The sequence below is a fragment of the Enterobacter sp. CCUG 70166 genome, from assembly GCF_020224095.1.
In the GTDB taxonomy this organism is placed as follows: domain Bacteria; phylum Pseudomonadota; class Gammaproteobacteria; order Enterobacterales; family Enterobacteriaceae; genus Enterobacter; species Enterobacter intestinihominis.
In genome coordinates, this window is record NZ_NRIQ01000007.1 from 49,229 (window position 1) to 62,828 (window position 13,600).

Sequence of the window (13,600 nt, forward strand, 5' to 3'; positions counted from 1 at the left end):
TCCAAATCAATAAATAAGTCCATAAATAGACCTAAACTTGATTCGTCCAATTAATAAACCTATTATCGATCCGGTCAATAAGACGATGGTTAAATAGATTACCCGGATTAATGAATAGAAAAATTTACAATAATGTAAAAATATTTATGATTGCCCTGGCGCTAAGCCTGATTGCGATCCCCTTTTCCCGTTATATCTCTCCGCGCGCTATCGTTAACGAAAATGATGTTTATTTAGCGTGGCTGCCCTTAAGCGCCATGCTCGCCATCGTGTTGTTATTTGGACGACGGGCAATCATTCCTTTGTTGCTAAGTTTTAGTGTTACTAATGCTTATTACTTTGATTTAGCCCCGCTACAATCTATCGTTTTATTATGTTGTCAGACGTTTTCCGTCTTCGCCGCTTGTGGCGTTATCCGTTTGATGCTGGGCAAACGCTGGCGCCACAGCATGCCGAATAAGTACATTGGTATACGTATTTTATGGCTCGGATTTATGGTGCCTGTGGGCATCAAATTATCGATGTATCTGGCGGGGTATTTATTTGATTTCCCGGTAACAATCTCCTCCTATTTCGGCGAAGGCTCTGCAATTTATAACGTTATCGATATTCAGAGTCTGATTTGCGCCGCCCTGATTTTCACCATGATGTTCTATTATCCATTAAGAATGATTATTAATCCTCGCTATGCCCGAACATTCTGGCGGCGAAGCGTGAAGCCCCTCTTTTGCAACAAAAAAGCGTTATTTATCGTTGTGTGGCTGATGCTGTTGGTCTCAATGATCGCTATTTTATGCGCGCCTTTTGAGTCGCAGTTTATTGCGGGTTATTTGATGCCGACCGTTTTCATTCTTTTTACCCTGGGTATTGGTCGTTTGAGCTATGCGCTCATCTCTTTATTCTGGGCAGCCTCAGCGCTCATGTTGTTGACCTATAATTATAATTTTCTCAATGGCGTTGAATCGGGCCACTCGCTCTCCTTTATTCTGTCGGTACTCATCTCTTTCGCTATCTGCCTGCTTTACATGTCGCAGATCTATCAGAAAAGTGAATGGCTGAAACAGGGGTGGCAGGAGAGGGCGCTTACCGATCCGCTCACCGGTCTGCCTAACATTCGTGCGCTGGAAGTTTTTCTACAGCATCATCCTGAGGCCAAAGTCTGCTGCTTGCGTCTGGATAATCTGGAATTCCTGAGCCGTCACTACGGCATCCTCATGCGCGTGCACTGTAAAAAGATGATCACCGCGTCGCTGCAGCCGTTATTGCAAAAAGACGAGAAGCTCTTCCAGTTACCAGGCAGTGAACTGATGTTGGTCTTGCTGGGACCGGGCACGGCTGAACGTCTGCAATTTATGGTTGACCATCTGAACAGCCGTAAAATTATCTGGAACAAGACTGAGCTCGACATTGAGTTTGGTGCCTCCTGGGGGGAAGTGCCAAATGGAGAAAGCGTGCATCACACGCTGGGTCAGTTGAGCTGGCTGTCCGAGCAGTCCTGTTCCGGGCATAACGTCCTTGCGTTAACCAACAGTCTGGATGATGTTTCTGGTCATACGACTGACAGGGTGCTAATGCTGGCCCGTATAAAACGCGCCCTTGATATCGGTGGTCTCCATCTTTACGCGCAGCCAATTCACAACGCGCGCGGAGAAGGGTACTTTGAAATCCTTTCGCGTCTTGAAAGTGATGGTGAGATCATCACCCCTGACCGCTTTATTCCGCTGATTGCTCAGTTCAACCTGAGCCACCGATTCGACCTGAACGTGGTGGAAAAATTGCTGATGTGGATGCGCAGTCATCCATCCGGACGGGCCGGAACGCGGTTCTCCGTTAATCTGATGCCGCTGACGCTGATGCAGAACGAGATTGCAGCTGAGATCATCGCGCTTTTTGAACGCTACGCCATTGCACCGCAAGATATCGTCATTGAGATCACCGAGGAACAGGCTTTCTCTGACTCGGGAAGCAGCATCAACAATATCCAGCAGCTGCGGGATTATGGCTTCCGCATTGCTATCGATGACTTTGGTACCGGCTATGCCAACTTTGAGCGCCTGAAGCGACTGGAGGCCGATATCATTAAGATCGATGGCTGCTTCGTGAAAGATATCTGCACCGACAGCATGGATGCGATGATCGTGCAGTCCATTTGCAACATGGCAAAAACGAAATCGCTTTGTGTGGTGGCTGAATATGTGGAATCGGCTGAACAACGCGAGATGTTGCTGCGATACGGCGTTGATTATTTGCAGGGCTATTTGATTGGTAAACCACTGCCCCTGACGGCGCTGGAGACATAAAAAAACCGGGAGCGATGGCTCCCGGTTTTCATTGAGCGGTATGGATTACAGCACCAATGCTGCGATAGAGGCAGACAGGACGCTCACCAGCGTTGAACCGTAAACCAGCTTCAGGCCAAAGCGAGAAACGACGTTACCTTGCTCTTCGTTCAGGCCTTTAATCGCACCAGCGATAATACCGATGGAAGAGAAGTTCGCGAAGGAGACCAGGAAGACGGACAGGATCCCTTCCGCACGCGGGGAGAGCGTGCTGGCAATCTTCTGAAGATCCATCATCGCCACGAATTCATTGGATACCAGTTTCGTTGCCATGATACTGCCCACCTGCAACGCTTCGTGAGCGGGCACACCCATTACCCAGGCGACCGGGTAGAAGATATAGCCCAGAATACCCTGGAACGAAATACCAAGTACGGCCGCAAACAGGGCGTTCAGCGCAGCGATCAGTGCGATAAAGCCAATCAGCATCGCGGCAACGATAATCGCAACCTTGAAACCCGCCAGAATGTATTCACCCAGCATTTCGAAGAAGCTCTGTCCCTCGTGCAGGTTTGACATCTGAATGTTCTCTTCGCTGGCATCCACGCGGTACGGGTTAATCAGCGAAAGAACAATAAAGGTGCTGAACATATTCAGAACCAGCGCTGCAACCACGTATTTAGGTTCCAGCATAGTCATATACGCGCCCACGATAGACATGGAAACGGTAGACATTGCTGTCGCCGCCATGGTGTACATGCGGTTACGGGACATCTTGCCGAGGATATCTTTATACGCAATGAAGTTCTCAGACTGACCCAGGATCAGCGAGCTGACTGCGTTAAAGGATTCCAGCTTGCCCATGCCATTAACTTTCGATAACAGGAAGCCGATTGCACGGATAACCACCGGCAGAACACGAATGTGCTGGAGGATCCCGATCAGGGCAGAGATGAAGACGATAGGGCAGAGCACTTTCAGGAAGAAGAAGGCCAAACCCTGATCGTTCATGTTGCCAAAGACAAAGTTAGTCCCGTCGTTGGCAAATCCGAGCAGTTTTTCGAACATTTCGGAGAAGCCTTTCACGAAGCCGAGGCCTACGTTGGAGTTCAGGAAGAACCACGCAAGTAAAACTTCAATGACCAGCAGCTGGACAACATAGCGAATACGAATATTTTTGCGGTCAGTGCTGACCAGCAATGCGAGTGCAGTAACGACAACGAGTGCCAGGACAAAATGAAGGACGCGGTCCATATTTGCTCCAAATATGAGGCAGGTTTAATTTCCGTGCACATTCTATGTAACAAGCACAAAGAAAACGAGATCAAGCCCACACTATAGTTACATCCTGTGACGAGTCTCAAAAATAGTGATCAACAATACATTTTTGTTATGTTAGGTAAATGAGTGAAAAGTTAAGTTTGTGTGCTACGCTTCACAAATGTCTGCGCATTTTCACATTCTGTGACCTTGCTCCACCTGCCTGTCTATTGTCCCTGGCTATCAGAGTAATCATGTTAACCATTACAAATGAACTTGATAATCATTCTCATTTTGATAGCATAAAACATAGCACAGGCTATATTTCCAGAGGCAGAAATGACGAATAGTCGCGTAGAGAGTAGCAGCGGCAGGGCGGCACGCAAGCTGCGGTTCGCATTAATGGGACCTGCATTCATTGCCGCGATTGGCTACATCGATCCGGGTAATTTTGCGACCAATATTCAGGCCGGGGCCAGTTTCGGCTATAAGCTGCTGTGGGTTGTGGTGTGGGCCAACCTGATGGCGATGCTGATTCAGATGCTTTCCGCGAAGTTGGGTATTGCCACCGGGAAAAACCTGGCGGAGCAAATCCGCGATCACTATCCGCGTCCGGCGGTATGGTTTTACTGGGTCCAGGCGGAAATTATCGCCATGGCCACCGATCTTGCCGAGTTTATCGGGGCGGCGATCGGCTTTAAGCTTATTCTGGGCGTCTCCCTGCTACAGGGCGCCGTGCTGACCGGTATCGCCACGTTCCTTATTTTGATGCTCCAGAGGCGGGGACAAAAACCGCTGGAGAAAGTCATCGGCGGCCTGCTGCTGTTCGTCGCTGCCGCCTATATTGTTGAGCTGATTTTCTCCCAGCCGAATCTGGTGCAGTTGACGAAAGGGATGGTGATCCCGTCGTTACCCACCTCTGAAGCCGTATTTCTGGCCGCCGGGGTGCTGGGGGCGACCATTATGCCGCACGTAATTTATCTGCACTCTTCTTTAACCCAAAATCTGCACGGCGGGACGAGTAAAGAGCGCTACTCCGCCTCGAAATGGGATGTGGCAATTGCGATGACCATTGCCGGATTTGTGAATCTGGCGATGATGGCGACTGCCGCCGCCGCGTTTCACTTTAACGGGCATACCGGGGTTGCCGATCTCGACCAGGCGTACCTGACGCTGGAGCCGTTGCTGAGCCATGCCGCTGCCACTATTTTTGGTTTAAGCCTGGTTGCTGCGGGACTTTCCTCTACGGTTGTGGGGACACTGGCCGGGCAGGTGGTGATGCAGGGGTTCGTACGTTTCCATATTCCACTGTGGGTTCGCCGTTCGGTAACGATGCTGCCTTCCTTTATTGTAATTCTGATGGGGCTGGATCCGACCCGCATTCTGGTGATGAGTCAGGTGCTGCTGAGTTTCGGTATTGCGCTGGCGCTGGTGCCGCTACTGATATTCACCAGCAACAAATCGCTGATGGGCGATCTGGTGAATTCGACGTGGGTGAAACGCGCCGGGTGGGCCATTGTGGTCGTGGTGGTGGCGTTAAACATGTGGTTGCTGATAGGCACAGCAGCAGGACTGTAAAAGAAAAAGGAGCCGTGAGGCTCCTTTTAGCTGTTAATGGTGATGGCCGTGACCATGGCCTCTGCCTTTTCCGTGACCCCTGCCGCCACGGCGGTCGTCACGATCGTTCCAGCCTTCGCGGTAGCCGCGCTCGTAGGCCTTACGCTTATCCCAGCCACGGTGATAGCCGTTATCGTGTTTCCACCAGCGGTTTTTACGCCATTCATAATGTCGGTGCCAGTAGTCACGGTCGCGCCAGTAGCCACCGTCCCAGTATCTGCCGTAGTCATCACGATCGCCAATTTGTAATTTAATCGATGGCAACAGGGTGATTTCGCCCGCATTGGCGACCAGCGGGGCCGAAGCCAGTAGTACCGCTGCAAGAATCAGTGACCTGAACATACTCTTCTCCTTCACGATCGGGGCCGCTGTGCGACCTGTTAACGCAATTTTACGAGTTGGTAAACATTCGTTTCATCGCCTCAACTCCTAAATCATGAACGAGAGCACTTTTTGCTAAAAGTGTTTTTAATCTGAACTGGACAGGATCGCTTCTATCGTCTTCAGCTCTTCTGCGGAGAAATGACGATTTTCAAGCATGCCTGCAGCATCTTCAATTTGTCCGGTTTTGCTTGCGCCGATGAGCACGGATGTCACCGCATCGTGGCGCAGGAGCCAGGCCAGTGCCATTTGCGAAAGCTTTTGCCCCCGTTTTTCCGCCAGCGCATTCAGCTTGCGTACCTTTTCCAGCTTTTTGTCGGTGACCTGTTCCGGATTAAGGAACTTACTGCCGCTTGCTGCGCGAGAATCTGCCGGGATGCCGTTCAGATAGCGATCGGTCAACTGTCCGCCCGCCAGGGGAGAGAAGGGGATACATCCCACCCCATTTTGCTGCAACACGTCCAGCAACCCCTCTTCAGGCGCACGTTCAAACATGGAGTACTTCGGCTGGTGGATTAGACAGGGCGTGCCCAGATCTTCCAGTATTTCAATCGCCTGCCGCGCCAGTTCTGCCGGGTAGTTGGACAGGCCGATGTACAGTGCTTTGCCCTGGCGCACCACATGGTCAAGCGCTTTCATCGTTTCACGTAGCGGCGTTTGTGGATCGGGGCGGTGGTGATAGAAGATATCAACGTACTCCAGCCCCATACGCCTGAGGCTCTGGTCCAGGCTGGAAATCAGATATTTACGCGAGCCCCAGTCGCCGTAAGGCCCGTCCCACATGGTGTAGCCCGCTTTGGTGGAGATGATTAGCTCATCGCGCCAGGGCAGGAAATCCTCCTGCAGGATGCGCCCGAAGTTGCGTTCGGCTGAACCAGGAGGTGGGCCGTAATTATTAGCAAGGTCAAAATGTGTAATACCCAAATCGAAGGCGCGCTGTAAAAGTTGACGGCTGTTTTCGAGCAGCGTCGCGTCGCCAAAATTATGCCAAAGCCCCAGCGAGATGGCGGGAAGCTTGAGGCCGCTTTGTCCACAGCGGCGATATTGCATTGTCTGGTAACGATTTTTGTCAGGTTGATAACCCATGAGCGAGACCTCTGGCGCTGGAAAGAAAAATCAGTGTATGCGTTTACACTAACCTGAAGAAAATGAGCATAGCTCAGCTTTTTTCGTAAAGCATTCTTTCCAGCCCCTGATTGTCGCCAATTCTGGACACCCTTCACGCTTATTTAATACTCAGAGTGAGGTCAACGTCAGAAGGACACCTATAATATGCGTACCCCCTATTGCGTCGCCGATTACCTGCTGGACCGACTAACAGATTGCGGTGCCGATCATCTGTTTGGCGTGCCGGGCGACTATAACCTGCAGTTTCTCGACCATGTGATAGACAGCCCGGACATCTGCTGGGTGGGCTGTGCCAACGAGCTGAACGCGTCTTACGCCGCAGACGGCTATGCCCGCTGTAAGGGATTTGCCGCACTCCTGACGACTTTCGGCGTTGGGGAGTTAAGCGCCATGAACGGTGTGGCGGGCAGCTTTGCCGAACATGTCCCCGTGCTCCATATTGTGGGGGCTCCGGGTATGGCGGCGCAGCAGCGAGGAGAGTTACTGCACCACACCTTAGGCGACGGCGAGTTCCGCCATTTCTACCACATGAGCGAACCCATCACCGTTGCACAGGCGGTGCTTACCGAACAAAACGCCTGCTATGAAATTGACAGAGTCCTGACCACCATGCTGCGGGAGCGCCGTCCGGGCTACCTGATGCTGCCCGCCGATGTGGCGAAAAAAGCCGCTACGCCCCCTGTAAGCGCTCTCACTCTTAACTCCGCACCGGCCGATTCAGCCTGCATGCAAGCGTTCCGTGAGGCTGCCGAAAAGCGTTTGTCAACGAGCAAACGCACCGCGCTGTTAGCGGACTTCCTGGTGCTGCGCCACGGTTTGCGCGCGGCCCTTCAGACGTGGGTGAAAGAGGTGCCGATGGCACACGCCACCATGCTGATGGGCAAGGGCATTTTTGACGAACGACAGAGCGGTTTTTATGGCACCTACAGCGGATCGGCGAGCGCCGCGGCGGTCAAAGAGGCAATCGAGGGGGCTGATACGGTGCTGTGCATTGGCACGCGCTTTACCGATACGCTCACAGCCGGGTTTACCCACCAGCTGACGCCAGATCAGACGATAGAGGTTCAGCCCCACGCGTCCCGCGTCGGCGACGTCTGGTTTACGGGTATCCCGATGAGGGAGGCCATTGAAACGCTGACAGCGCTGTGCAAAACGCATGTACGTGATACGCGAGCGCCATCGGATCACAGCAGCTCTTCTTTCCCCACTATCGAAGGGGCGCTGACTCAGGAGAGCTTCTGGCGAACCCTGCAAACGTTTATTCGCCCCGGAGACATTATTCTGGCTGACCAGGGGACGTCTGCTTTCGGCGCTATCGATTTGCGTTTACCGGCAGACGTGAACTTTATCGTCCAGCCGCTTTGGGGATCGATCGGCTACACGCTCGCGGCGGCGTTTGGCGCGCAAACAGCGTGTCCGAACCGACGCGTGATTGTCCTGACGGGTGACGGTGCCGCGCAGTTGACCATTCAGGAGCTGGGATCGATGCTGCGCGACAAGCAGCGCCCGATTATTCTGGTGCTTAACAATGAGGGATACACGGTTGAGAGAGCCATCCACGGGCCGGAGCAGCGCTATAACGATATTGCCCTCTGGAACTGGACGCAGATCCCGCAGGCGCTGAGCCTGGCGCCAGAGGCAGAATGCTGGCGCGTCAGCGAAGCGGAAACACTGGCGGAGGTGCTGGATAAAGTAGCACACCACGAGCGACTATCGCTGATCGAGGTGATGCTGCCGAAAGCCGATATTCCGCCGCTGCTAAGCGCGCTGACCAAAGCGCTGGAGGCGCGCAATAACGCCTGATTACCTGTCGTTTCGCCATGCCATCAACATCGGTTTGCCCGCCAGCAGGAGCCAGGCGGGCAACATCACGATACAAAGGAGCGGCAGAAGCGTGGTATCCGGCACCACAACGGCCGCCATAAACAGACTCAGCCATGCATCGCGCGTTACCACCAGTACCAGCCCCAGAATGGAGCAGGAGACGGTAATCGCCGCAGGGACAGCGTCGACGTGCTCATGCAGCATCAGCCCCAGCGCGACGCCAACAAATACCGCCGGGAAGATACGTCCTCCCCGGAAACCACAGGCCGCAGCGATCACCAACGCCGCCAGTTTTACCAGCGCGAACAGCAGATAATCGGAGACGCTAAAGACCTGGCTGAAGGCCAGTTGCTGCATCTCGTCCAGACCCTTAAACAGCGTAACCGTCCCGCCGATAGCGCCTAAAACGCCCAGAATAAAACCGCCCATACCCAGAATCAGCACCGGATGCTTCAGCCTGTGCATCAGACGATGCAGGCGCGGAAGACACCACACTGCGATCATTCCCAGCGCAATGGCTATCGCGACGACGACGGCACCGCTGACAATATCGGTGAGTTGCATCTGGCCATAGTGGGGGATGGGGAGTGAAAAATGGGGATGGAAAAACAGGCTGGTTGTGAGGGCCCCTGCTGCTGCGGCCATCAGTGGCGCAAAGAGTTTATCCCACAGCGGCACATCATTGTCGCTGCTGAGCGTTTGCGAAAAGATGAGCGCAGCCGCTATTGGGGTACCAAACAGTGCCCCAATGGTACCGGCGGAAGCCAGAATCGTCCAGTCCAGCGCGCCAACGCGCGGGAAAAGACGCGCTCCCAGAAAGACCGCCAGCGCGATATTAACCGCCATAATGGGATGTTCAGGCCCGAGGCTTACGCCGCCCGCAAGACCGATAATCAGCGCGATAACAAGCCCCGGCAGAGCAGAGGGAGATACTGGCGCACCAATCAAGGGTTCCAGTGCCGGGTCCGGCCCGGCATGGCCCGGGCTATAGCGGATCACCAGACCTACGGCAATTCCGGTCAGGGTCAGCATCATCATGATCCACCCTGGCGAGTCAGTGCTGATGCCAAGTTTAACCGGCAGCGCGGTCCATAAAATCGTTTGCAGCACTGCCGCTACTTTCATGACGACGATGAGCACCAGGCTCGACGCTACGCCAATAATTAGCGCCGGGACAGCCAATAACAGCATGGTTCTGGCTCGCGGATGGAGCATGATGATTTCCTTGTACAAAACGGCTTAACGTTACTTTGCACAATCAGCATTGTGGCAATAGTGCAAAAGGTGCTGAAACGGTAAAGTTATTATGTGACGAAGATCGATAATCCATGGGCAGTCACCTTCTGGTCGTTGTTGTTATCACGCCTTGAATTTACAGTGTCCCAAAGATTTATTCTGACTTTAGCGGAGCAGTAGAAGAATGACAAAGTATGCTTTGGTAGGTGATGTAGGCGGCACCAACGCGCGCCTTGCCCTGTGCGATGTAAACAGCGGTGAAATTTCTCAGGCGAAAACCTATTCAGGGCTGGATTACCCAAGCCTGGAAGCGGTAGTTCGCGTCTATCTTGAAGAGCATAAAGTGAGCGTTGAAGACGGTTGTATCGCCATCGCCTGTCCGATCACCGGCGACTGGGTGGCGATGACCAACCACACGTGGGCCTTTTCAATTGCCGAAATGCGGAAAAACCTCGGCTTCTCGCACCTTGAAATTATCAACGACTTCACTGCGGTTTCCATGGCTATCCCAATGCTTAAACCTGAGCATCTGATACAGTTCGGCGGTACGGCCCCGGTTGAAGGCAAACCCATTGCTGTTTACGGCGCTGGAACCGGTCTGGGGGTGGCGCACCTGGTCCACGTCGACAAACGCTGGGTGAGCCTGCCGGGTGAGGGCGGTCACGTGGATTTTGCGCCAAACAGCGAAGAAGAGGGCATTATTCTTGAGGAGCTACGCGCCGAAATTGGTCACGTGTCGGCCGAGCGCGTGCTTTCTGGCCCGGGTCTGGTGAACCTGTATCGGGCGATTGTAAAATCAGACGGACGTCTGCCGGAAAATCTGCAGCCTAAAGATGTGACCGAACGCGCGCTGGCCGACAGCTGTATTGACTGCCGTCGTGCTTTGTCGTTGTTCTGCGTCATTATGGGGCGTTTCGGCGGCAACCTGGCCCTGAATCTCGGCACCTTTGGCGGGGTCTATATTGCGGGCGGGATCGTGCCGCGCTTCCTCGATTTCTTTACCGCCTCCGGTTTCCGTGGTGGCTTTGAAGACAAAGGCCGCTTCAAAAGTTACGTGCAGGACATTCCGGTTTACCTGATTGTCCACGACAATCCGGGCTTGCTTGGCTCCGGGGCGCATCTGCGTCAGGTACTTGGCCAGATCCTCTGACATCCGTCTCCCTCTCCTGCGGGAGAGGGAACGCGCTACAGGTGCATGAGCTGGCGGAACGCTTTCACTCTGCTGCGGCTTACCGGCACCTGAAAATCCAGATCCTTCAGCCGCAAAATATAGGTGTTATTAAACCAGGGTTCGATCTCGCGGATCTTGTTCAGGTTGACGCAGAACGAGCGGTGGCAGCGGAAGAAGTGCGCTGCCGGGAGTTTGTTGCAAAATTCGGTGATGTTCATCGCCATTACGTAGGCCTCACGCCGCGTATAGACAAACGTCATTTTTTCGTGCGCTTCAGCATAGTAAATATCGTCGACAGGCGTGACGATGATCCGTTCGTCCTTGACCAGATTAATGGTGTCGTTTTCCCGCGCTACCGGATTGGCACTGGCGGGCAGCGACTGCTGCTGCCATGCGGCTTCCAGCTTATGCAGCATGCTGATAATACGCGACTCCTGATACGGCTTGAGAATATAGTCAAACGCCTCCAGCTCGAAGGCTTCCACGGCATGCTCTTTCCACGCGGTGACAAACACAATAAACGGCTTGTGGGCGAACTGATTGATATTTTGCGCCAGCAGAACGCCGTCCAGAGACGGAATATTAATATCGAGAAAAATCGCGTCGACCCGGTTATGCTGCAAAAATTTCAGCACGTCCAGGCCATCCTCAAAACAGCCAACAATCTCCATCTGGCTGTGGGTTTTGATAAGCCAGCTCAACTCCTGCTGAGCCAGAATTTCATCTTCTACGATGATGACTTTCATCTGTTACTCCGGCCTACGGCAACAAGGATATGGGGGCATTAACGGGCGTTCGTTCGTTCGGAACATAAAAAGCAATCTCGGTGCCCGGCTCAAGGCGGTGAATGTGCAGCCCGTCACCGTACAGCAGCTTGACCCGGTGGTGCACGTTCAGCAGCCCGATTTTATTTCCCGGCATTTCGTTTGATTCGACGCGCTCGATCACTTTTGGATCGATGCCGTGTCCGGTATCGCGCACGGCGATTCGCACGCGGTTACCGCTTTCCGTCACGCTAATCGTGACCACGCCTTTTCCTTTACACGGCTGAATGCCGTGAACAATGGCGTTTTCCACCAGCGGCTGGATCAGCAGGCTTGGAATCACGCAGTTGACCTCTTCATCAATATCGTAAATGACCGTCAGCTTATCGCCAAAGCGTGCCTGCTCAATCGCGATGTAATCCTTGATTTGATACAGCTCTTTTTTGATGTCGATCTGCTCGTCGTCTTTTAACTCAATGTTGTAGCGCAGATAGCGCGACAGATTAAAAATCAGCTGCCGCGCGGTATCCGGATTAAGACGAATGGAAGAGGATATAGCGTTCAGCGCGTTAAACAGGAAATGGGGATTGATCTTGCTTTGCAGGGCACGCAGCTCTGCCTTATTTGCCATCTCGCGCAACTGCTCCGCACGCGAAACTTCGAGTTGGGTGGAGATGATCTGCGACAGGCCAATCGCCATCTCCTGGAGCGAGGAGGTGATTTGGTGCGCATGGCAGTAGTAAATTTTCAGCGTCCCCGTGACCACGCCTTTTTCCCACAGCGGGATCACCAGCATTGAGTGGATCTCTGGCGTCCGGTGGGCTTCATCATTGTTTTTAATGATGATTTTTCCGTAGTTAATCGCCTGTCTGGTGGTCGGGCTGATGGTATCGTCGCTGTCGCGATAATTGTGCTCACCGACGCCAACATAGGCCAGCACGTGGTCAATATTGGTGATGGCGACCGCATCGGCGTGAATATCCCGGCGGATGATATCGCAAACCTGACGTAAAGATTCGGTGTTAACGTGTCGGAAAAGCGGCAGCGTTTTGTTGGCAATATCCAGTGCCAGCTTCGCCTGACGCGCGGCGCTGGCCTCTTTTTCGCCTTCCACGCTTTGCACCAGCAGCACGATAAAGCCTATACAGACGCTCCCGAGGATCATCGGAATACCGATCTTCGAGACGATATCCAGCCCCAGCGCAGTGGTCGGTGCCCAGACGACGACCAGGATCATGGTCAGCGTTTCGCAGACCATCCCCGCGATAATCCCCGCACGCCAGTGCTGTTTTTTCGGGATTTTGCGGTTAATCCAGCCGGAGAGTACCCCGGCAATAATGCTGGTGATAAAGCAGGGGACTGCCGTCACGCCGCCAATATCAATCAGGTATCGATGGGTGCCGGCGATAATGCCTGTGATAATCCCGACCCAGGGACCAAAGAGGATCCCGCCCGACATGACGGCGATGATGCGCACGTTCACCAGCGAGCCTTCTACCGGCACGCCGGACCAGGTGCTGAACAGGGCAAACATCGAAAAGATAAACGTAACGGCCAGCAGCTCTTTTGGCGAGTGGGCAGATTTATGCAACAGTTCGCGAAACAAGCGGATGCGGATAAGGAAAAAGAGACAGATCAGCATTAATGCCGCGCGGTCGAACACCGCCAGGAGCATATTGAAGATTTCGTGCACGGTCAGGCCTGGGAAAACGGGAAAAATCTATGATAGAAAACATAGGGCCAGATGACCAGCTATCCATCAGATTTATCAAATGGGGAAAAACCATAATTCTCAAAGGGGATTGCTGGCTTTTGACTGAAAGTCGCTGCTTTTTCGTTTGGGGAGAAGCGTCAGGTAACGATACTGAAAATATTGTGTTAAATCGCAGCGCTTAAAACTGCCTGTTCACGATAAGAGTTCCGCTTTTCACTGCAATCGC

The 13,600-nt window shown here is 53.2% G+C and carries 10 protein-coding genes; 4 read left to right on the forward strand and 6 right to left on the reverse strand.

Translation table 11 applies throughout. The features are described from left to right. Positions 1–110 precede the first annotated feature (110 nt). Entirely contained in the window at positions 111–2,300 is a 2,190-nt protein-coding gene (locus CKK19_RS03870; RefSeq protein WP_063853413.1) for an EAL domain-containing protein, read from the forward strand. Between the two features lie 45 nt (positions 2,301–2,345). Here the strand turns inward: CKK19_RS03870 and nupC are convergent, their stop codons facing one another. After that, positions 2,346–3,533, reverse strand: a complete 1,188-nt coding sequence (nupC, locus tag CKK19_RS03875) for a nucleoside permease NupC (protein WP_022648934.1) — start codon at positions 3,531–3,533, stop codon at positions 2,346–2,348. A gap of 345 nt (positions 3,534–3,878) precedes the next feature. Here nupC and CKK19_RS03880 point away from each other — a divergent pair, with 345 nt between their 5' ends. Continuing rightward, complete coding sequence (locus CKK19_RS03880; protein WP_023300656.1) at positions 3,879–5,117, forward strand: Nramp family divalent metal transporter; 1,239 nt, start codon at positions 3,879–3,881, stop codon at positions 5,115–5,117. 33 nt (positions 5,118–5,150) lie between these two features. On the opposite strand, the gene ypeC is transcribed toward CKK19_RS03880, so the two are convergent. Together ypeC and mgrA are read right to left on the reverse strand one after the other, a co-directional pair. Next, on the reverse strand, positions 5,151–5,498 hold the full coding sequence (gene ypeC / locus CKK19_RS03885) for a DUF2502 domain-containing protein YpeC (RefSeq protein WP_022648932.1): 348 nt from the start codon (positions 5,496–5,498) through the stop codon (positions 5,151–5,153). Between the two features lie 126 nt (positions 5,499–5,624). Beyond that, positions 5,625–6,623, reverse strand: a complete 999-nt coding sequence (mgrA, locus tag CKK19_RS03890; protein WP_022648931.1) for an L-glyceraldehyde 3-phosphate reductase — start codon at positions 6,621–6,623, stop codon at positions 5,625–5,627. Between the two features lie 186 nt (positions 6,624–6,809). Between mgrA and ipdC the strand changes: the two genes are divergently transcribed. Continuing rightward, a complete protein-coding gene (gene ipdC, locus CKK19_RS03895) occupies positions 6,810–8,468 on the forward strand; it encodes an indolepyruvate decarboxylase (RefSeq protein WP_022648930.1) in 1,659 nt (552 codons plus the stop codon). On the opposite strand, the gene CKK19_RS03900 is transcribed toward ipdC, so the two are convergent. Beyond that, entirely contained in the window at positions 8,469–9,704 is a 1,236-nt protein-coding gene (locus CKK19_RS03900; RefSeq protein ID WP_038416469.1) for an ion channel protein, read from the reverse strand. It abuts the gene before it with no gap. A 205-nt stretch (positions 9,705–9,909) separates the two neighbouring features. Here CKK19_RS03900 and glk point away from each other — a divergent pair, with 205 nt between their 5' ends. Next, positions 9,910–10,875: a glucokinase gene (gene glk / locus CKK19_RS03905; protein WP_022648928.1), complete on the forward strand. Its 966-nt coding sequence runs from the start codon at positions 9,910–9,912 to the stop codon at positions 10,873–10,875. Between the two features lie 35 nt (positions 10,876–10,910). Here the strand turns inward: glk and CKK19_RS03910 are convergent, their stop codons facing one another. Together CKK19_RS03910 and CKK19_RS03915 are read right to left on the reverse strand one after the other, a co-directional pair. Then, positions 10,911–11,642 carry a LytR/AlgR family response regulator transcription factor gene (locus CKK19_RS03910; protein ID WP_023306659.1) on the reverse strand — a complete coding sequence of 244 codons (732 nt, stop codon included), beginning with the start codon at positions 11,640–11,642 and terminating at the stop codon, positions 10,911–10,913. A 13-nt stretch (positions 11,643–11,655) separates the two neighbouring features. Further along, on the reverse strand, positions 11,656–13,353 hold the full coding sequence (locus tag CKK19_RS03915) for a sensor histidine kinase (RefSeq protein WP_022648926.1): 1,698 nt from the start codon (positions 13,351–13,353) through the stop codon (positions 11,656–11,658). Positions 13,354–13,600 lie beyond the last annotated feature (247 nt).